We start from the raw sequence: 19,954 nt of genomic DNA, 5'->3' as shown, positions 1-19,954 counted from the left end.
CCCATGACTGAATCGATTAAAAAAATTGTGCTAGCCTATTCCGGTGGCCTGGATACTTCAGTAATGATTCCATGGCTTAAAGAACATTACCAGCATGCAGAAATCGTCGCCATGGTGTGTGATTTAGGACAAGATGAGGATTTGGAGGCCATTAAAGAAAAAGCATTAAAAAGTGGTGCCTCAAAAGCATATGTGATGAATGTTCAAGATGAATTTGTTGATGATTATTTATGGCGATTAGTCAAAGCCGGAGCGCTTTATGAAAATCAATATGTTTTAGGTACTATTTCGCGACCTTTAATCGCTAAAAAATTGGTTGAAATTGCCATACTGGAAGAGGCTGATGCTATTGCTCATGGAGCTACCGGAAAAGGTAATGATCAGGTTCGTTTTGAATACACAATAAAAGCTTTAGCGCCTGAACTTAAAATTATCGCACCCTGGAGATCCTGGAAGATTAAGTCCAGACAAGAGGCAATTGAATATGCGAAATTGCATGGAATCGAAGTACCAGTGACACCTAAATCACCTTATTCTCGAGATCATAATCTTTGGTATATTTCACATGAAGGAGGGGTTTTAGAAGATCCAACACAACCGCAACCCGATGATTTATTGCTGATGACTACCTCCTTGGAACACTCGCCAAACCATTCAGAATTAGTGAGTATTGAGTTTGAGAAGGGTGTTCCTGTTGGGCTGAATGCAAAAAAAATGAGCTCAGTAGAGTTACTTACAGAACTCAATAAGATAGCTGGCTCTCATGGAATTGGCGTGGCTGATATTGTTGAAAACCGATTAGTGGGAATGAAAATTAGAGGTGTATATGAAGCTCCTGCTGCTGCAGTGCTTTATAAAACACATCAGATGCTTGAAAGTTTATGCCTTGATCGAGCAACATTGCATCTAAAACAGTCCTTACAACAAACATATGCCAATCTTGTATATGAGGGGCGATGGTTTTCTCAAGCAAAGAATGCATTGGATGCTTTGATTGATGTGACCCAAGAGCATATGACTGGAACTGTCACAGTTCAGTTATATAAAGGGAACATAATCCCTCATGGAATGCATTCGCCATTCAGTTTACATGATCCTGCTTTGGCTACCTTTGAAGAAGATGGAGTTTATAATCAAAAGGATGCTGAAGGATTTATCAATTTATTTTCATTATCAGCACAAGTTTATGGCAAGGTACATAAAGGAGAGAAATAATGGCGCATAAAACCTGGGGAGGGCGGTTTAAAAAAGAACTCGACCCTAGAGTCATGCATTTTAATGCTTCTTTGGCTTTTGATAGAGTGCTCTATGTTCATGATATAGTGGGCAGTCAAGCGCATGCAAAAATGCTTGCTCGGCAAGGGCTGATTTCTGAGAGTGAAGCGAGTTTGATTTGTAAAGGATTAGAAGAACTAAACTTAGAAATCGAACAAGGTGTCCATGAGTTTGATGCGTCTTGTGAAGATATTCATATGTTTGTGGAACAATTATTGATTGCTAAAATTGGTGAAGTCGGTAAAAAACTGCATACAGGACGCAGTCGTAATGATCAAGTTGCCCTGGACTTAAGATTATATTCCCGTGATGCTGGTTTGCATATTAATACACTTTTACACAATTTAAATCAGGTATTAGAAAAGCTGTCTAAACTTCATGCCGATGATAAAATTCCAGGGTACACTCATTTGCAACAAGCTCAACCTATTTATTTAGGGCAATTTTTTGGTGCTTATTTAGCAATGTTCCAGCGTGACTTAGAACGGTTGTATGATTGGCAAGTGCGAATGAATCGTTCTCCTTTGGGTGCCGGGGCATTAGCAGGAAGTGCCTTGCCATTGGATCGTAAGTGGGTGGCAGAAACTCTCGGTTTTACTGGAGTAATTGAAAATACTCTTGACGCAGTAAGTGATCGCGATTTTATCATTGAATTTTGTGCTGCGGCATCAATCATTATGATGCATTTATCACGTTTAGCTGAGGATTTAATTCTTTGGGCTACCCAGGAGTTTGGTTTTATTACTCTCGATGATTCTTTTGCAACAGGTTCATCTTTGATGCCTAATAAGAAAAATCCTGATGTTTTGGAGTTAATTAGAGGTAAGAGCGGTCGCGTTTTTGGACATTTAATGGGGATTCTAACAGTAATGAAAGCGCTACCCCTTGCTTACAACAAAGACATGCAAGAAGACAAAGAATGCTTATTTGATACCGTAAATACATTGTCCGTTTGTTTGGAAATTATCACTCCTTTTTTGGAGAGCGTGCAATTCAATACAAAGGTAATGGAACAAAAAGCCAATGGGGGCTATTTGAACGCTACAGCCATATTGGAATCTTTGGTATTGCAAGGAATGCCTTTTAGGGATGCGCATCATCAGGTTGGTTTATGGGTGCAGGCCGCCATTGATCAAAATTGTCCTCTTGATGAGATTATGAAAAGGAAACATGAATAATTTTGCCTTGGTGGCAGCGAAGCGTCCCGGGAGCTATGGCCTATTATTCCCGGGTTCCACTTCCTTCATCCTATTGCTACCAGAGAAACGAGATTCTTGCAGAACACCATTTTTAAAGTAGAATGGAGGACATCTTAATTATTCTATTGAGTTAGTTATTCATGTTGCATTACACAACCCAAGGGGGCGTTGAAATTGAGTGTTCTCAAATTACTCTAGATTATCAACAAGGCATAGAGAATCTTCTCGAGCATTTAGATTCACAAAGAGGAGCCTTATTTGCATCAAGTTTTGAATATCCAGGACGTTATACATGTTGGGATATAGGTTTTTATAATCCGCCTTTGGCTTTTATTTGTAAGCAGAATCTAGTTCAAATTGATGCTTTAAACCAACGTGGAAAAATCCTCTTAACGTTCATTATTCCATTATTGGAAGATGAACAGTTTTTAGAAGTTGTGTCGCAAAGTGATGCATTGCTGCAAATTAAAATTAAAACTTCTCGTGAAATTTTTAGTGAAGAAGAGCGTAGCCATCAACCCTCTGTATTCACAGTGATTCGTCTGATACTGGCTTTTTTTAAATTAGATGATGAGTCTTATTTGGGACTATATGGCGCTTTTGGTTTTGATTTGATTTTTCAATTTGAAGATTTACCGAAACATAAAAAAAGAGAACTGTCACAACGGGATATGGTTCTTTATTTACCTGACGAAATCTATGTAGTGAACCATCGCAAAGAAGAAGCATTTCTTCGCCGTTATGATTTTGATTTTCAAGGTCAATCAACGAAATCATTTACCAGAGAAGGTGTATCTGCAGAATACCAATCGCTTAATAAACCTGAAATAGTATGTGATCATTTACCCGGGGAATATGCTCAGGTTGTAAATAAAGCTAAGGAGCGTTTTGCGTGTGGTGATTTGTTTGAAGTGGTTCCAAGTCAGACTTTTTACACCCATTATGAGGATCGTCCTTCTGCTTTATTCAAACAAATGCGTCAATTAAATCCATCGCCCTATGGTTTTTTTATTAACTTAGGCGATGGAGAATATTTGGTTGGGGCCTCTCCAGAAATGTACGTACGGGTCCAAGGAAAAAGAGTAGAAACTTGTCCAATTTCCGGAACTATTAAGCGAGGTGCCGATGCGATTGAGGATGCGGAGAACATTCAGATTTTATTAGATTCAAAAAAAGAAGAATCTGAATTGACCATGTGTACTGATGTGGATAGGAATGATAAATCGCGGATTTGTGAAGCAGGCTCTGTAAAGGTAATAGGTCGCAGACAAATTGAAATGTATTCACGAGTGATTCATACCGTAGACCATGTTGAAGGCCTTTTAAGAGAACATTTTGATGCTGTAGATGCTTTTTTAACTCATATGTGGGTCGTTACAGTCACCGGAGCTCCTAAAATTTGGGCTCTTAACTTTATTGAAGAACATGAAAAATCCCCACGAAAGTGGTATGCCGGGGCTGTAGGTTGGTTTGGTTTTGATGGAAATTTAAATACTGGTTTGGTTTTAAGAACTGTACGTATTGAAAAAGGCGTTGCCGAAATTCGAGTTGGAGCCACCTTGCTTTATGATTCAGTTCCTGAATCTGAGGAACAAGAGACACGCTTAAAAGCCTCTGCTTTTTTAGATATGTTGCAAAAACGGGACCCTAACCCTCAACGCAAAATATTACAATTGCCATTAACAGGAAAAGGAAAGCACGTATTACTTATCGATCACCAGGATTCTTTTGTACATACTTTGGCTAATTACCTTCGACAAACCGGCGCCGAAGTAAGTACAGTTCGTTTTGATAAAGCCCTACAATATTTACAGAATCAAAAATATGATCTTGTAGTTTTATCTCCAGGCCCAGGCAAACCAAGTGATTTCAATTTATCCCAAACAATCGCAACGGTTATCTCTCTGGGTATTCCTTTGTTTGGAGTGTGTTTGGGCTTGCAGGGTATTGTGGAGCATTTTGGTGGAATTTTGGATATTCTAAATTATCCCATGCACGGGAAACCATCAATCATCAAAGTGGTAGACAATCCGGAACTATTTTCTGGTTTGGAAGCCAATTTTAAAGCAGGAAGATATCATTCACTTCATGCACGACTCAATGCGGTGCCAAAAGAATTAAAGGTTACTGCTCTAAGTGATGACGGTATTGTTATGGCCATTTCGCATCAACAACTACCCATTCATGCGGTTCAATTTCATCCCGAAACCATATTATCTCTAGTGAATCAAGCGGGGCTAAAAATTATTAATAATTTAATGAGGATGGTTTAAGACAATGCGCAATAAGATATTGACGCTATATGCTGTATCTTTTGTTTTGGGTATTGTAGTTGGTCTTGTAGGATCAACATTTCGATTATCAATCGATGTACTTGTTAATCTGTTGAATAATTTTTTTCGGTTGCTTAGTATCCATGGATGGCCATCCGGTTTGATTTCAGGATTGGTCTCTATGGTTATGGTTTATGCTGCTTATTTTGCTGTAAAGCATTATGCTCCTCAAGCATCGGGCAGCGGGGTTCCTGAAATTGAGGGTACTTTACTTCATTTAAAAACCATAGTTTGGCATCGATTATTACCTGTAAAATACTTCTTTGGAATTTTAGCTCTTTCTGCCCAGATGATTTTGGGTCGAGAGGGCCCCACAATTCACATAGGTGGTAGTTTGGGGGAAATGCTCGGGAGTTTATTTAACCTAACTCGCCGTAGAAAGGACAGTTTGATTGCTTCAGGAGCTGCTGCAGGATTGGCGGTTGCATTTAATGCCCCTTTAGCAGGGGTTATTTTTGTCATGGAAGAAATGCGCAATCAGTTCAATTATTCTTTTACTAGTTTTAGTATGGTAGTAATTTGTTGCCTTACAGCTACCGTTATTCTCGATTTGATCATTGGTCCACAACCCACGATACCCATGGATGTATTTGAGTTTCCTCATCTCGATTCTTTATGGTTGTTTGCTTTATTTGGCATCGTGGTAGGTTTTGTAGGCCTTTTATTTAATCTTTCTCTAATGAAAACCCTAGCCCTCCTGGATAAGTTTAATTCAAGACAGAAATCCTATTATGTTTTAATCGTAGGTTTTCTGATTGGTTTTTTGGCTGTATACCATCCGTCCGCAGTAGGGGGGGGAATGCACATTATCCACCAGGCCTTAACCTTATCACCTGGTTTTAGCTTTTTATGTTTTCTTCTAATTGTTCGATTCATAGGAACGATGGCGTGCTACGGGACATCTGTACCTGGAGGAATTTTTGCTCCAATTCTTTCGATAGGGACACTTCTTGGTTTGGCTATATTCCATGTTTTAGAAATGTTGCATATTGATTTCTTAACTCAGCCAGGAATGTTCGCAGTGGCCGGAATGGCTGCGTTGTTTGCTTCATCCACTCGTTCTCCAATAACTGGAGCAGTATTGGTTGTGGAAATGACGCATAATTATTATTTAATTTTTCCTGTAATGATGGCCTGTATTACTGCAACAATAGTGCTACAGCTTACTCCGAATGCGCCGATCTACGAGCAATTATTAAATCGTGCTCTTCGTTTGGATGCTGAGAAAGTTAAATCCAAGAAATAATGGTCCCATGATCTTTGCCATGCGCAGCTTAAACTATCCCCCTCTGGATGAGGGGGAGGAAAATCAATCGACATGCACAACAATTTTACCGAAATGAGTGCCTGATTCCATATGCTGGTGCGCCGCTTCAATTTGTTCCAGTTTAAACTCCGAATCGATAATAGGAGTTAATTTTTTTGTCCTAAGGTCTTCAATCCATGCTTTATGCACTTCGGTCCACAACTTGTTTTTCTCTTCAAGAGCTTGAGAGCGCAGCACAAAGCCAATAATTTGCAATCGTTTACGCATAATCAGAGCGAGGTTGCATTCCACGCTGCTTCCTTTGAGGCAGGCAATCTGGATGAGTTTACCTTGAGGTTTTAATAAATGCAGATGTTTATTGAAATAATCTCCACCCACAAAATCTATAATTAAATCAACACTATGATCTTCAATTAAGTCTTCAAAATCTTGCTTACGATAATGGATGACTTGATCTGCACCGAGCTTTCGCGCTTTTTCCAATTTATCATCAGTTCCTACTGTAGTGATCACGTGTGCCTGGCTTAATTTTGCCATTTGAATTGCCAAGGAGGAGATTCCACTTCCTGCACCATGAATCAGTAAGGTTTGGCCTGGTTTAAGCCTCCCTAGATCAAACAGAGTGGCATACACGGTGGTTAAGGATTCAGGAAGTGCTGCAGCGAGTGCATAATTCCAAGTATCTGGGATGTGCTGAGCTAGTGAAGCTTCTACAGGACAAAATTCAGCGTAGGCACCACTACCCACTAATCCATAAACCTTATCACCAGGTTTAAATTGGGTTACATTCGCACCCACCTCGACGATGTCTCCTGAAACTTCTAGGCCAAGAACTTCAGACTCTCCGGGTGGTGGTGGATATTTACCATATCGTTGCATAATATCAGCGCGATTGAGTGCAGTTGCTTTCACATGCACTAAAATTTGCGACTTACTGTATTCAGGTGTAGGGCCGTTTTCAATAATCAATCGATTGTGTGGTCCTGGATTTTCAATATGTACGTAGCGCAAAATATATTCCTTAATCAAGAATTAATTGGAGCTTGGTCCGGCGGAATGGAACTAAGGAATTTCAGTAACAAGCATACCTTAATTACCGTGCCCTCTACCTAGGCTATTTTTACTACTTTACTTAAACATCCATACCTATATAATGCTTATACAGACCCTCTTATATATTGGGCAATGGCTAAATTCAATCACCAACGTCTTTCTGCTTGGCTTTTTATAATTCCACAACTTGTTGTTACTCTGATGTTTTTTATTTGGCCTGCATGTAATGCATTATTGCAGTCTTTTTTTTATACGGATGCTTTTGGCCTCCATAAAAAATTCGCAGGATTTTCCAACTTTGTGGATCTCTTTCTCGATCCAGGTTACAGCAAAGCAATAGGGGTAACTTTTATTATCGCCTTTAGTGTGACTTTTTTCACGATGAGTTTAGGCCTCTTTATGGCCATATTAGTGAATAATAGAGGTAGGACGCAAGGGTTTTATAAATCTTTATTAATTTGGCCTTATGCTGTAGCGCCTGCAGTAGCAGCAATTTTATGGCGCTTTTTATGCCATCCAACTTTAGGATGGTTGACTCATATTTTGCAATCTGTTGGTATCAATTTTGATTATGTTAATAATGTAAACCAGGCATTTGGAGTGGTTATTCTCACAGCCAGTTGGCAGCAATTCAGTTATAATTTTTTATTTTATCTCGCTGCACTTAAAGCAATTCCTTCGTCTTTAATTGATGCAGCAATTATCGATGGGGCTTCGGGTTGGCAACGTTTTTGGCAAATTATTGTTCCACTTCTATCACCCACAACTTTTTTCTTACTCATTATGAATTTAATGTATGGTTTTTTTGATACTTTTGGCATTATTCAAGTGATGACGCATGGCGGGCCTGGTAATAGTACAACTAACCTAATTTATAAAGTCTATCAGGATGGGTTTGAAGGAATGGATTTGGGAAGTTCGTCAGCCCAATCTGTATTACTAATGCTTATTGTCATCCTTGTTTCTTTAGTGCAATTTAAATACCTCGAAAAAAAGGTTCATTACGCATGAAATCATATGTAGCTCGTATTTTATCACATGGATTTTTATGTTTTTTTGTTTTTTTGATGTTGTTGCCTGTGTATTTGGCATTGGTCGCTGCCAGTAATGAAGGCAGTGTTATGATGCAATCTCAAATACCTATAGTTCCAGGTCCATTGCTATTTAAAAATTTAAAGGCAGTGATGACTGAGGGTTTGTCAGTTACCGGTGGGGAACCTATTACCTCCATGTTATTAAACAGTTTTTTTATGGCCATGGCTATTGCTTTGGGAAAGATTGTTTTTGCCCTAGGTTCGGCTTTTGCATTAGTTTATTTCGACTTTCCTTTTAAAAAATTATGTTTTGCTTTGATCTTTACTACTATGATGTTGCCTATAGAAGTTAGGATCGTGCCTACATTTCAGGTGGTTGCTTCTTTTGGATTATTAAACTCTTTTACCGGCTTGACATTACCTCTATTCGTATCGGCCACAGGAACTTTTTTGTTCCGTCAATTTTTTAAAACCATACCCCCTGAACTTGTGGATGCAGCTAAATTAGATGGAGCAGGGGCTGTTCGTTTTTTCTTTCATATTGTTTTACCATTATCCAAAACTCAAATTGCATCATTATTTGTTATTTTGTTCGTGTACGGTTGGAATCAGTACCTTTGGCCATTAGTGATTACTACAGAAACAAAAATGGCTACAGTAGTTATGGGCATTCGATATTTAGCAGGAGTGGCGGATCAAGTTCCACAATGGCATTACATTATGGCTGTTGCATTGATCGCTTTGATTCCACCTTGTATGGTGGTGATGTTAATGCAGCGCTGGTTTGAAAAAGGGTTAAAATAAGCATGGCAACAGTCAGTCTCATTGAAGTTTCGAAGAATGTTGGATCAACCACGATTCTTGATAACATAAACGTGAGCATTAAAAAAGGTGAGTTTATGGTAATTGTTGGTCCGTCGGGATGCGGAAAAACCACCTTATTACGTTTAATTGCAGGGCTAGATGATATAAGTTCTGGATCTATTCTAATTAACAATCAATGCGTTAATGAGATACCTCCAGCAAAAAGAGATATGGCTATGGTTTTTCAAAACTATGCCCTTTATCCTCATATGACTGTATTTGATAATATGGCTTATGGATTAAAAATGAGGCGTTTTAAAAAAGCAGACATTAAACGTCGAGTACACGAAGCAGCCCAATTATTGCATTTAACTCCTTATTTAGAGCGAAAACCTCAAGCTCTTTCGGGAGGGCAAAAGCAACGAGTTTCTATGGGAAGGGCTATGGTACGCTCCCCGGCTGTTTTCTTATTCGATGAACCCTTATCGAACCTTGATGCAAAATTGCGTACAGAAATGCGCCATGAAATTCGCCGCCTACACCAACAACTAAATACTACCAGTTTATATGTAACCCATGATCAAACGGAAGCAATGACTATGGCGGAGCGGGTTATGGTCCTTAATCAAGGTATTGTTGAACAGATCGGAACACCCCAGGAGTTATATCAAAAACCAGCTACTTTATTTGTGGCAGGATTTACAGGACAATATCCTATGAACTTAATATCAGGGATCTACAATAAATCGAGCCACACTGTAGATACAGAGTACGGAGTTCGTTATCCTGTTCCACAGCTAAAGCAAATTCTTGAAGATAAGGATGAATTAGTTTTGGCGATTCGAGCGGAGCATGTTTTGCTTAGTTCTGAAAGTAATTCACAAGCCATTCCTATTGAGATTGAATTTGTAGATGATATGGGGGCAGATAAGCTCGTGCGCGCAAAATGTATTAAAAACGCTCCATCATTAAATTTGCGCATTTCAGCAGATCAATCGATCTCAAGTGGACAACTCTGGATAGAACTACCTAAAATTAAGTTACATCTTTTTCATAGTAAATCGGGAAAACGTATTGGAGAATGGAGTGAGTAAAGAAAAAAACAAACTAAAACCAATTGATACTCGAATTTACCGCTATTGGTCTGCATTGTATATGTCCTTCTATTCACGACTTCTTTACGTCGATGTTGGAAAACGATGGAAGGGACTTGGTATAATTTATTTCTTGTTAGCCATCGCTGTATTTTCTATTCCATTCTCTTTAAGACTGAGTTTCAGTTTAGATCAATCGTTTAGAGAACAGATTACTAATCCTTTGTCAAAAATCCCAGTTTTTTATATACAAAATGGCGAAGTATTTCTTAATAAGCCTATGCCTTATTTTGTTAAGAACGATAAAGGTGAAGTCGTTGTGATTATTGATACTACAGACAAAATCAATGATTTTACTACGGATTATCCTTACCTTACGATTTTGATCAACAAAAATAAAATTTCTTTGAAGGTGCCGAGCTTGACGTTGTTTAATATGCCCGAATCCAAGCCTAGCAGGGGGGCTCCAATCGTTCAATCCTTTGATAAAGGAACAAATGCCGTTTTTGATGGTAAAAAATACGCTGAAAATAGCTCAGTACAAAAATTGAAATTTTTTTCAGAACTATTGATTTACCCGATGGTTGTTGCAATGTTTTTTTCCATGTTTTTGGTTATTTACCTTGTCTTAGGATTTCTAGGACAAGTTTTTTCAAATGTATTCTTTTCTTTTAATGTAACCTTTGCGCAATCATGTAGACTTTTAGCTGTTGCCTCAACCCCTATGCTATGTTTCTTGTTCATTTTGTTAATTTTTAATTTTCTTTTCCCTGGTTCTGGATTCATTTTATCGGCATTACTTGTCATATATTACAGCTTCTCGCTGTATTCGTTACGAGCAGAAAGCCGAAGAATGGCTCGTGTATGAGAGTAACAATAGTTTGTAAGGCGAATTGAGGACATTATGAAAGAGTTGATTCATTTTGCACATGGAAATGGCTTTCCCGCTTTATGTTATAAGCAAATGCTAAATCATCTCGAGAAAGAATTTGATTATTGTTACATTGACCGAATTGGTCATGACCCTTTATTTCCCGTTTGTGAAAACTGGCACAATCTGATCTCTGAGGTATTAAGCAGTATTAAAAGACAGGCCAATCGTCCGGTTATTGCTGTTGGACACTCTTTAGGTGGTGTTTTAAGCCTGTTGGCGGCAATCGAACAACCTGAATTATTTAAAGCAGTTATTATGCTGGACTCCCCTTTAATTGGTACGTTTAAATCGAGTATGGTTCGCTTGGCGAAAGCGCTAGGTATTATTGATCGAATTACCCCGGCATTTAGAACCCGGGGTCGTAGAATGTATTGGAAAGATCATGATCAATTAATGGACTATTTAAAGACTCGCGATTTATTTAAGACCTTTACGGATGAGTGTTTAAATGATTACATTAATTATGGTCTAGAATATAAAGATGATGGTTATTATTTACGCTTTGATCGACATATTGAATATCAAATTTATCGCACCATTCCACATGTCATTCCAAATTTTGAAGGTAAGTTATTAATCCCCGCAGCATTAATTTATGGTGACAAAAGTACTGTGGTTGGTAAAATGGATGTGCGCTACATGAAAAAATACTTTAATGTAACAAGTATGAAAACCAAAGGGACCCATTTATTTCCCATGGAACACCCGTATGTCGTGGCAAAACAGATTATAAAAATTGTGTCTGGTTTAAACTGAAATAGTACTAGAGGTCAGAAGACCTAAAATAATTAAGGAGAATAATGTGCTAAATGCTATTTTAACGCTCATGGTCATTGGAGCTGCAGGGATATTGCTCACCAGGCAAGCCGCAATTTCAGTGTGGGCTATTAGCTTTGCTCTATTTACTGCTCTTGTCTTTACTTATGGTTCTCCAGGGTTGGTGACTCAAATAATACTTGTTTTGATTGAGTTGATTTTAATTGCTGGTGCAATAAAGCCTCTAAGACGAATATTATTATCCAAACATTTTTTTAAAACAGTAAGTAAAGCGATGCCCGCTATGTCTGCAACGGAGCGAGAGGCTCTGGAAGCAGGTACTGTAAGTTGGGAAGGGGATTTATTCAGTGGCGCACCAGATTTTTCAATATTAAGAAATGCTCCTACAGTTCGATTGACCGATGAAGAGCAAGCTTTTCTTGACGGCCCTGTAAATACTTTATGCTCCATGATCGATGACTGGGATGTAACTCATAACCTTACTGATTTGCCTCCAGAAATCTGGCAATTTATCAAAGAAAATCGATTCTTAGGTATGATTATTCCGAAGCGCTATGGCGGTCTTGAGTTTTCTGCTACAGCTCAAATGTCGATTTTAGTAAAAATCTATGGGCGTTCCATAACGGCGGCCACAACAATTTCTGTACCTAATTCATTAGGCCCAGGGGAGCTATTGCTTAAATATGGAACCGAAGACCAAAAAAATTATTATTTGCCACGATTGGCCGATGGCCGAGAAATTCCATGCTTTGCTTTGACTGGACCTAATGCAGGCTCTGATGCAGCATCTATCCCAGATAAAGGGGTAGTATGTCATCAAGAAATAAATGGTGAAAAAGTATTAGGCATCCGCTTAAATTGGGATAAACGTTATATTACTTTATGTCCTGCAGCAACAGTAATTGGATTGGCCTTCAGATTATTTGATCCAGACAACTTATTAGGTAAGGGTGAAGATGTTGGAATTAGTTGTGCGTTGATTCCCGCCAATACCCCAGGAGTTAAAAAAGGGCGTCGCCATTTTCCATTAAATACTGGATTTTTGAATGGTCCAACTCAAGGTAAAGATGTATTTATTCCTATGGACTATCTCATCGGGGGAGTCGCCATGGCTGGATGTGGCTGGCGCATGTTGATGGAGTGTTTAAGTGCTGGTAGAGCCATATCTTTACCTTCGAGCGCGAACGGGGGTGCCCAAGCTGCTGCTCTAGCATCTGGCGCTTATGCTCGCATTCGCAAACAATTCAATCAACCAATCGGTAAGTTTGAAGGGATTGAAGAACCTTTGGCCAGAATTGCAGCGAATACTTATATTATTGATGCGGCTTTAACAATGGCTGCAGCTGCTATTGACAATGGAGCCAAACCCTCTGTAGTGGGTGCTATATTAAAATACCATACCACTGAGCGTGCAAGACAAGTCTCCTGTGATTCTATGGATATCCATGGCGGGAAGGGTATTTGTCTTGGCCCTAATAATTATTTAGGTAGAGGTTATCAAGGATCGCCCATCGCAATTACCGTTGAAGGGGCGAATATATTAACTCGTAGTTTAATCATTTTTGGTCAGGGAGCAATTCGCTGCCACCCTTATGTATTTAAAGAACTTGAAAGTATTAGACATAATGATTTGGTCGAATTTGATAATGCGTTTTTTGCTCATGCTGGATTTATTCTTGCTAATTTTACCAAATCAGTCATTTTTGCATGGACAGACGCGCACCTATCCAAAGCCCCTGTGAGTAGTGTGAAGCGTTATTACCAACTCGTTCATAAATACAGCGCTAATTTAGCATTTCTTGCTGATTTTTCAATGACTGTTCTAGGTGGTGACTTAAAGCGAAAAGAGAAATTATCTTCACGACTAGGGGATATGTTGAGTGCCTTATATTTGGTTTCAGGAGTTTTGAAGCGTTTTCATGAAGATGGAGAGCCAAAAGTAGATTTACCCTTAGTTGAATGGAGTTGTCAGCAATTATTGTACGAATGTGAGACAGCAATGCACGGTGTCATTGTGAATTTTCCATCGGGTTGGGCACGAATCTTTTTACGCTTAATTATCAAACCTCTCGGTAATTTAAGAAACAAACCCAACGACCAATTAGGTCATAAATTGGCTCGAATTCTAATCGAACCTGGAGAGACCCGTACGCGTTTAACTCGTTTGGTTTATAGTAAGGCTGGAGACAATTGTCCTTTAGGACGTATGGAGGAGGCATTCCATAAAATCTGTGCTGTGGAGGAATTAGAAAGAAAAGTAATGCGAGCTGTCAAAGATAATGTTTTAAAATCGCTGACCTTGCTTGATCAAATCAACGAAGCGTTATCTTGTGGATTATTAACTGAGGTAGAGGCAAAGCAATTAAAAGAAGCCGAGTTGGCCCGACAAGATGTAATTAAGGTAGATGATTTCAATGATGAGGATCTGCGTCGACCTCACCCAATAAAATCTATCAAAGGCAAAAAAACTATAGTTAATAAAGACGATATAGAATCCGAGATGATTGATTCCTAATTTCTACGATGAGCGAGTAAATTAATTGCTGTAATTCATACCTATTCCTTGTGGGGGCCTTAGTGGCTCCTCTTTTTTTATAGAATATGCTAAAGACCTCCTACTCTTTTAATTATAAACATAGACTATACTTAGAAAAGGCTATTTATGCATCATAAATATGCTTGTCTGCAAGCTAAACTCCTTAAGTATTAGGGATAATATAAAGTACGGAGGTAGCATGAAACTAGGGTCGATGGATGACAATCTCATGGTAGCCTGGCTAGTGGGTTTATTTATGTTATTAATATCCACGTTGACCTTTGCAGATCCTCCAAATCAAGTCGCTCGATTAAGCTATATCAATGGAGCTGTGAGTTTTGTCCCTGCTGGGGAAACCGAGTGGGTTGAGGCCGCCCTTAATAGACCCCTTATCACAAACGATCAGATATGGTCAGATACTGGAGCTCTTGTTGAAATGCAATTGCCAGGAGCTGCTGTACGGATGGGGAGTCAAACGAATTTAAAGATTTTGAATCTAGATGATGAAACAGCACAATTTCAGATTACCCAAGGGACTCTTGTTTTAAGCATCAGACGTATCAATGGAAATCAAACTTATGAAGTTGATACTCCAAATTTAGCCTTCGTCATTACAGAACCTGGATATTATCTTTTCGATGTGACCACAGAAGATGATACGACTACAGTGAGTGTGAGAATGGGGCAAGGTGTAGCATATGGAGAAAATGCATCTAACACGGTAGGCGTTGGTTCCTCATGCAGTGCAACAGGAACTGATCTAGAAAATTTTCAGTGCACTACGCTTGCAGAAGCCGATGATTTTGAGCGTTGGAGTTTAGAGCGTGATAAAATGACAGGTACAGTATCAACTCAATACATTTCTCCAGACACCATTGGATATGAAGACTTGGGTAATTATGGATCTTGGACTGAAGATAAACAGTATGGACCAGTTTGGTATCCAAATAATATAGAAGAAAATTGGGCTCCTTATCAAGAAGGGCAGTGGATATGGTTAAGTTCTTGGGGATGGACTTGGGTAGATAATCAACCTTGGGGATTTGCGCCATTTCATTACGGCCGTTGGGCCTTTATTGAAAATAGATGGTGCTGGGTTCCAGGACCAATAGGGGCTCGTCCTATCTATGCACCTGCCTTGACTGTATTTATTGGGGGTAATAACTCAGAATTTATGCTGGATGGTGGATATGGCATTGGTTGGTTTCCTCTAGCACCAGGAGAGCCTTACATTCCTCCTTATTATGTTAGTCAAAATTATTTTAATCAGATCAATCTGAGTAATACAGTAATTAATATTGCTTACATCAATAATATTTATAGAAATCAACATATGAAAATCAATTACAAAAATGCAAAGATTGCTAATGCAGTTACTGTTGTACCCACTAAAGATTTCATCGATTCCAGGATGGTGAATAATCTTCGTTCACGTATTCCTCATCAACTACTTTTTAATGCAAAAAAATTAAATGTTCCTCCTGTAGTACCGCAACCTAATAGTATCTATGGAGGCAAAGGCTTGAGTAAGGCAATACCTCCTGCCCAAGTACTATCAAGGCCAATTATAGTTAAAACCCAACCTTCTTCGGCCCCACCTCCTTTCTCAAAAGTTCGACCTCTGCTTTTGAAAAATAAAGGTAAACCCCTTACTCCAGCTGAGATTCAGAATATAAAGCCCGGGAAAAATTTCCAAGCTGTTCAACCATCAGCCCCGGGTAAACCAGCTATTATTAAGCAATCACCACCCGTATTGGTTCATCCAGTTCCTGGAGCTTATCAAACTCCAGGAGGACAGCCAGGGACGAATGTACAACCTGGGACAATTCTTCATCATGGCAAAAAAATTCATCCATACCCTAATGTTCAACCAGGTACGAATATACAATCCGGCCCCAAAGTAAAACCAGGTACAAATGTACAACCTGGAACAATTATTCATCCTGGTAAAAAAGTGCATCCATATCCTAATGTACAGCCAGGACCGAATGTGCAACCCGGGTCTAATGTCCAGCCTAATCCAGTTATTCCTCAGACTAAAAAAGTACGTCCGTATCCTAATGTACAGCCAGGACCGAATGTGCAACCCGGGTCTAATGTCCAGCCTAATCCAGTTATTCCTCAGACTAAAAAAGTACATCCGTATCCTAATGTACAGCCAGGACCGAAGGTACAACCAGGCCCTAATATCCAACCGGGTCCAACTTTTCAAAAAGTGTATCCAAATTCTAATGTTCAACCTGGACCAAAGGTTCAATCTGGACCAAAAATTCAAATACAACCCGCGGTAAGCGCTCCACCTGCGCCAGTTGTTCACCCGAAACCTAAGGGTTCTACAAATCCAGGAATGCAAAATCAGCCATTGGAGAAGCCATAGAAATTGCATCAATCAACATTGAATAAAACTTTCAAAAGAGTGAGGGGCCTTGAATTGATCGCATTTGGAAGTGAGAACTCGATATTCAATGAAGTTAGGGGTTCAGAGAGCACAAGGAATATCGAGAATTTTCTCAAATGATTTGTAAAATCAGAATTTAACTTAAATAGAACCTTAGAAATTGTCAACGCATGAGCTATGAAAAGAAATGATTAAAATATTTAGCTCTTTGAAAATACCAGGGGAATTTAAAGGTTTTTATTAAAAATACTCTTAAAATAGGCGACTTGGCAAATTGATTTCGCGTAATATCCTTTATTCCAATATAAGTTTCAAAAAAAAGTCTAAGCGTTTTCCTTTACATCATCTGGCATAGTGATATTTAGTTCAAGCACCGAATTATCTCCCATACGTTCAAGGTTCACACTTACTTGATCACGCGTGACATGCACGTATTTAGCAATAACAGCGAGGATTTCTTCCTGAAGTTTAGGTAGATAGTCCGGAGTATTACGTTGAGAGCGTTCGTGAGAAATTATTATTTGCAAGCGTTCTTTAGCAACAGATGCGGTAGCACTTCTTCTACGTAAGTAATTGAAAATACTCATACTGTCACTTCCTCCTTGTTTTTGCTGAATAAGCGACGCAATAATCCTTTACGATCATTACTTATGAAGCGCATTGGTCTTTCTTCACCGAGAAAGCGAGCAATTGCATCTTGATAAGCAATACCGGCATCACTTGTTTCGTCAAGAACTACTGGTGTACCTGTATTTGAAGCTTTAAGTACTGATTTTGATTCGGGAATAACGCCTATTAATGGAATAGCTAATATTTCTTTTACGTCAGTAACCGAAAGCATATCACCACGCTCAACGCGCTCTGGGTCATAACGTGTTAACAATAGATGTTCTTGAATTGGTGTTTTATTCTCAATGGCTCTTTTAGTCTTGCTCGCAAGTATTCCGAGTATTCGATCAGAATCACGTACAGAGGAAACTTCTGGATTAGTGACTACAATTGCATGATCCGCGAAATACATAGCCATTAACGCGCCAGTTTCAATTCCAGCAGGGGAGTCACAAATAATAAAATCGAATTCTTTGGCAAGATCATTAAGTATCCTTTCTACCCCTTCGAGAGTCAATGCATCTTTGTCGCGAGTTTGTGATGCAGGAAGTATAGCAAGATTTGCAATTCGTTTATCTTTAATTAAAGCTTGGTTAAGATTGGCTTCGCCATTTATAACGTTAATAAAATCATAAACAACTCGACGTTCACAACCCATGATAATATCGAGGTTTCTTAAACCAATATCGAAGTCAATAACGACAGTTTTATGCCCTAATAAAGCAAGGCCCGAAGAAATAGCTGCAGAAGAAGTAGTTTTGCCCACTCCGCCTTTACCCGATGTAATCACGATTATTTTAGCCAACGCTGAACCCTTCCTATTATTTTTGATTCAACACAATATTTAACCAACAGTGTACACGTTTATTGATTAATAATTCAAGTGGTGCAACAGGGATCTTTGGAAAAACATTTTCCAACAATAATGAAGATCGTGGTATTTTTGATGGTTTGTAACAATTATTGATATTTTATTTTTTTAGAGTCGGAGATTATAATGATAGGAGTAATGTGAATCATAACATAAGAAGTTTTAAGAAAAAAACAAAAATATAATAAGTCTATAATTATACGATAAAATGTTGGGTTATTGTAAATTATCTGTTTAATTTGTCCACAATTTATAGTAAACTATTCGGTTAATTTAACTCCTCTAGTGAGAATGAAATGACTCTTTCTATTGTGCAGCAATCATTAACCTTCGATGATGTTCTCCTTGTTCCTGCACACTCTTTAATTCTTCCTAAAGATGTGTCTTTAACAACAAAATTAACTCGCGCTATTAGCCTAAATATTCCGCTCGTCTCCTCAGCCATGGATACTGTAACAGAAGCTCGTTTAGCCATTGCTCTGGCACAAGAGGGCGGTATAGGTATTATTCATAAAAATATGACGATCATGGCACAGGCTGATGAAGTCCGAAAAGTGAAAAAATTTGAAAGCGGTATGGTTCGGGATCCGATAACAGTAACTCCTAATATCACCGTTAAAGAATTACTAGATGTAATGACCAAATATAATTTTTCTGGTGTCCCGGTTGTGAACGGTGAAAATTTAGTAGGCATCGTAACCAGTCGTGATATTCGTTTCGAAACTAATCTATCCTTGAGCGTAGAACAAGTGATGACTCCTAAGTCAAAATTGGTAACCGTTAAAGAAGGTGCAAGTCGAGAAGAGGTGCGTAGCTTATTGCATAAACACCGTATTGAAAAATTGCTAGTAGTTAATGATGCCTTCCAATTACGCGGATTGATTACTGTGAAGGATATACAAAAAGCAAAGGAAAATCCTTTTGCATGTAAAGATGCTGCAGAACAGTTACGTGTAGGTGCAGCTGTTGGCGTGGGTGAGGGTACTGATGAACGCATTGAGTCATTAATTGAAGCGGGAGTTGATGTGCTTGTTGTTGATACAGCGCACGGGCACTCACAAGGTGTACTAGATCGCGTTAAATGGATTAAAAAACACCATCCAGATGTACAGGTAATTGGAGGAAATATTGCTACAGCTGCTGCTGCTCGTGATTTATACACTGCAGGTGCTGACGCTGTAAAAGTGGGTATAGGACCTGGCTCAATTTGTACAACACGAATTGTAACTGGTGTCGGTGTACCACAAATTACAGCCATTGCAAATGTGGCACAAGAACTTAAAGGTAAAATTCCAATAATCGCTGATGGTGGAATTCGTTTTTCTGGTGATGTGGGTAAAGCCCTTGCTGCGGGTGCCGATACAGTAATGCTTGGAAGTATGTTTGCAGGAACAGAAGAATCACCAGGTGAAATCGAGTTATATCAAGGTAGAACTTATAAAAGTTATCGAGGGATGGGGTCAATTGGGGCTATGGCTTCGTCACAAGGTTCTAGCGATCGTTATTTCCAAGATGCCTCATTAGGTTCTGAAAAGTTAGTTCCAGAAGGAATTGAAGGACGGGTTCCTTATAAAGGATCAGCGCAAACAATTATTCATCAATTGTTAGGTGGTTTGCGTTCTTGCATGGGATATACAGGATGTGAAAATATCGAACAACTACATACTAAGGCAGAATTTGTACAAGTGACTAACGCAGGAATGAGGGAGTCGCATGTTCATGATGTCAGTATTACAAAACAGGCACCAAACTACCAGGTAGATAATTAAT

At 38.9% G+C, this 19,954-nt stretch carries 15 protein-coding genes; 12 read left to right on the top strand and 3 right to left on the bottom strand.

The annotated features are described in order from the left end of the window. Positions 1-3 precede the first annotated feature (3 nt). The 4 genes from ACWTE2_RS30900 (at position 4) to clcA (ending at position 6,053) form a co-directional block, all read left to right on the top strand. Complete coding sequence (locus ACWTE2_RS30900) at positions 4-1,215, top strand: argininosuccinate synthase (protein ID WP_454785776.1); 1,212 nt, start codon at positions 4-6, stop codon at positions 1,213-1,215. Next, positions 1,215-2,453 carry an argininosuccinate lyase gene (gene argH / locus ACWTE2_RS30895; RefSeq protein ID WP_454785775.1) on the top strand — a complete coding sequence of 413 codons (1,239 nt, stop codon included), beginning with the start codon at positions 1,215-1,217 and terminating at the stop codon, positions 2,451-2,453. Before ACWTE2_RS30900 ends, argH begins: the two co-directional genes overlap by 1 nt. A gap of 161 nt (positions 2,454-2,614) precedes the next feature. Further along, on the top strand, positions 2,615-4,747 hold the full coding sequence (locus tag ACWTE2_RS30890) for an anthranilate synthase component I (protein ID WP_454785774.1): 2,133 nt from the start codon (positions 2,615-2,617) through the stop codon (positions 4,745-4,747). A gap of 4 nt (positions 4,748-4,751) precedes the next feature. Further along, positions 4,752-6,053 (top strand): H(+)/Cl(-) exchange transporter ClcA, encoded by a 1,302-nt coding sequence (gene clcA, locus ACWTE2_RS30885; protein ID WP_182393440.1) that lies wholly within the window; start codon positions 4,752-4,754, stop codon positions 6,051-6,053. A gap of 63 nt (positions 6,054-6,116) precedes the next feature. Here the strand turns inward: clcA and ACWTE2_RS30880 are convergent, their stop codons facing one another. Further along, positions 6,117-7,085, bottom strand: coding sequence for an NAD(P)H-quinone oxidoreductase (locus ACWTE2_RS30880; RefSeq protein WP_454785773.1), 969 nt, complete (start codon positions 7,083-7,085; stop codon positions 6,117-6,119). Between the two features lie 174 nt (positions 7,086-7,259). Here ACWTE2_RS30880 and ACWTE2_RS30875 point away from each other — a divergent pair, with 174 nt between their 5' ends. The 7 genes from ACWTE2_RS30875 (at position 7,260) to ACWTE2_RS30845 (ending at position 16,683) form a co-directional block, all read left to right on the top strand. Beyond that, the gene (locus ACWTE2_RS30875; RefSeq protein WP_182393442.1) at positions 7,260-8,138 is read left to right on the top strand and encodes a carbohydrate ABC transporter permease; all 879 of its coding nucleotides are present in this window, start codon (positions 7,260-7,262) and stop codon (positions 8,136-8,138) included. After that, positions 8,135-8,965 (top strand): sn-glycerol-3-phosphate ABC transporter permease UgpE, encoded by an 831-nt coding sequence (gene ugpE / locus ACWTE2_RS30870; RefSeq protein ID WP_454785772.1) that lies wholly within the window; start codon positions 8,135-8,137, stop codon positions 8,963-8,965. Before ACWTE2_RS30875 ends, ugpE begins: the two co-directional genes overlap by 4 nt. A 2-nt stretch (positions 8,966-8,967) precedes the next feature. Beyond that, complete coding sequence (locus tag ACWTE2_RS30865) at positions 8,968-10,059, top strand: ABC transporter ATP-binding protein (RefSeq protein ID WP_454785771.1); 1,092 nt, start codon at positions 8,968-8,970, stop codon at positions 10,057-10,059. After that, entirely contained in the window at positions 10,052-10,927 is an 876-nt protein-coding gene (locus ACWTE2_RS30860) for a DUF1189 family protein (RefSeq protein WP_454785770.1), read from the top strand. The genes ACWTE2_RS30865 and ACWTE2_RS30860 overlap by 8 nt, the downstream gene beginning before the upstream one ends. 36 nt (positions 10,928-10,963) lie before the next feature. Further along, the gene (locus tag ACWTE2_RS30855) at positions 10,964-11,749 is read left to right on the top strand and encodes an alpha/beta fold hydrolase (RefSeq protein WP_454785769.1); all 786 of its coding nucleotides are present in this window, start codon (positions 10,964-10,966) and stop codon (positions 11,747-11,749) included. A gap of 70 nt (positions 11,750-11,819) precedes the next feature. Beyond that, the gene (locus ACWTE2_RS30850) at positions 11,820-14,285 is read left to right on the top strand and encodes an acyl-CoA dehydrogenase (RefSeq protein ID WP_454785987.1); all 2,466 of its coding nucleotides are present in this window, start codon (positions 11,820-11,822) and stop codon (positions 14,283-14,285) included. 220 nt (positions 14,286-14,505) lie between these two features. Then, positions 14,506-16,683 carry a DUF6600 domain-containing protein gene (locus ACWTE2_RS30845; RefSeq protein ID WP_454785768.1) on the top strand — a complete coding sequence of 726 codons (2,178 nt, stop codon included), beginning with the start codon at positions 14,506-14,508 and terminating at the stop codon, positions 16,681-16,683. A gap of 344 nt (positions 16,684-17,027) precedes the next feature. Here ACWTE2_RS30845 and minE read toward each other — a convergent pair whose 3' ends face one another. Continuing rightward, positions 17,028-17,291 (bottom strand): cell division topological specificity factor MinE, encoded by a 264-nt coding sequence (minE, locus tag ACWTE2_RS30840; protein ID WP_182393448.1) that lies wholly within the window; start codon positions 17,289-17,291, stop codon positions 17,028-17,030. Further along, on the bottom strand, positions 17,288-18,118 hold the full coding sequence (gene minD / locus ACWTE2_RS30835; protein ID WP_182393449.1) for a septum site-determining protein MinD: 831 nt from the start codon (positions 18,116-18,118) through the stop codon (positions 17,288-17,290). Before minD ends, minE begins: the two co-directional genes overlap by 4 nt. Positions 18,119-18,480: 362 nt before the next feature. On the opposite strand from minD, the gene guaB reads away from it, so the two are divergent. Beyond that, a complete protein-coding gene (guaB, locus tag ACWTE2_RS30830; protein WP_454785767.1) occupies positions 18,481-19,953 on the top strand; it encodes an IMP dehydrogenase in 1,473 nt (490 codons plus the stop codon). Position 19,954: the final 1 nt, after the last annotated feature.

The sequence above is a fragment of the Legionella nigrisilvae genome (assembly GCF_977063395.2).
The sequence above is the reverse complement of the archived record's forward strand: the minus strand, read 5'-3'. Positions and strand labels throughout refer to the sequence as shown.

Excerpts from the sequence above, each read along its gene's own strand:
- ACWTE2_RS30900 (WP_454785776.1), top strand. The coding sequence starts at position 4 with ATGACTGAATCGATTAAAAAAATTGTGCTAGCCTATTCCGGTGGCCTG.
- argH (WP_454785775.1), top strand. The coding sequence starts at position 1,215 with ATGGCGCATAAAACCTGGGGAGGGCGGTTTAAAAAAGAACTCGACCCT.
- ACWTE2_RS30890 (WP_454785774.1), top strand. The coding sequence starts at position 2,615 with ATGTTGCATTACACAACCCAAGGGGGCGTTGAAATTGAGTGTTCTCAA.
- clcA (WP_182393440.1), top strand. The coding sequence starts at position 4,752 with ATGCGCAATAAGATATTGACGCTATATGCTGTATCTTTTGTTTTGGGT.
- ACWTE2_RS30875 (WP_182393442.1), top strand. The coding sequence starts at position 7,260 with ATGGCTAAATTCAATCACCAACGTCTTTCTGCTTGGCTTTTTATAATT.
- ugpE (WP_454785772.1), top strand. The coding sequence starts at position 8,135 with ATGAAATCATATGTAGCTCGTATTTTATCACATGGATTTTTATGTTTT.
- ACWTE2_RS30865 (WP_454785771.1), top strand. The coding sequence starts at position 8,968 with ATGGCAACAGTCAGTCTCATTGAAGTTTCGAAGAATGTTGGATCAACC.
- ACWTE2_RS30855 (WP_454785769.1), top strand. The coding sequence starts at position 10,964 with ATGAAAGAGTTGATTCATTTTGCACATGGAAATGGCTTTCCCGCTTTA.
- ACWTE2_RS30850 (WP_454785987.1), top strand. The coding sequence starts at position 11,820 with ATGGTCATTGGAGCTGCAGGGATATTGCTCACCAGGCAAGCCGCAATT.
- ACWTE2_RS30845 (WP_454785768.1), top strand. The coding sequence starts at position 14,506 with ATGAAACTAGGGTCGATGGATGACAATCTCATGGTAGCCTGGCTAGTG.
- minE (WP_182393448.1), bottom strand. The coding sequence starts at position 17,291 with ATGAGTATTTTCAATTACTTACGTAGAAGAAGTGCTACCGCATCTGTT.
- guaB (WP_454785767.1), top strand. The coding sequence starts at position 18,481 with ATGACTCTTTCTATTGTGCAGCAATCATTAACCTTCGATGATGTTCTC.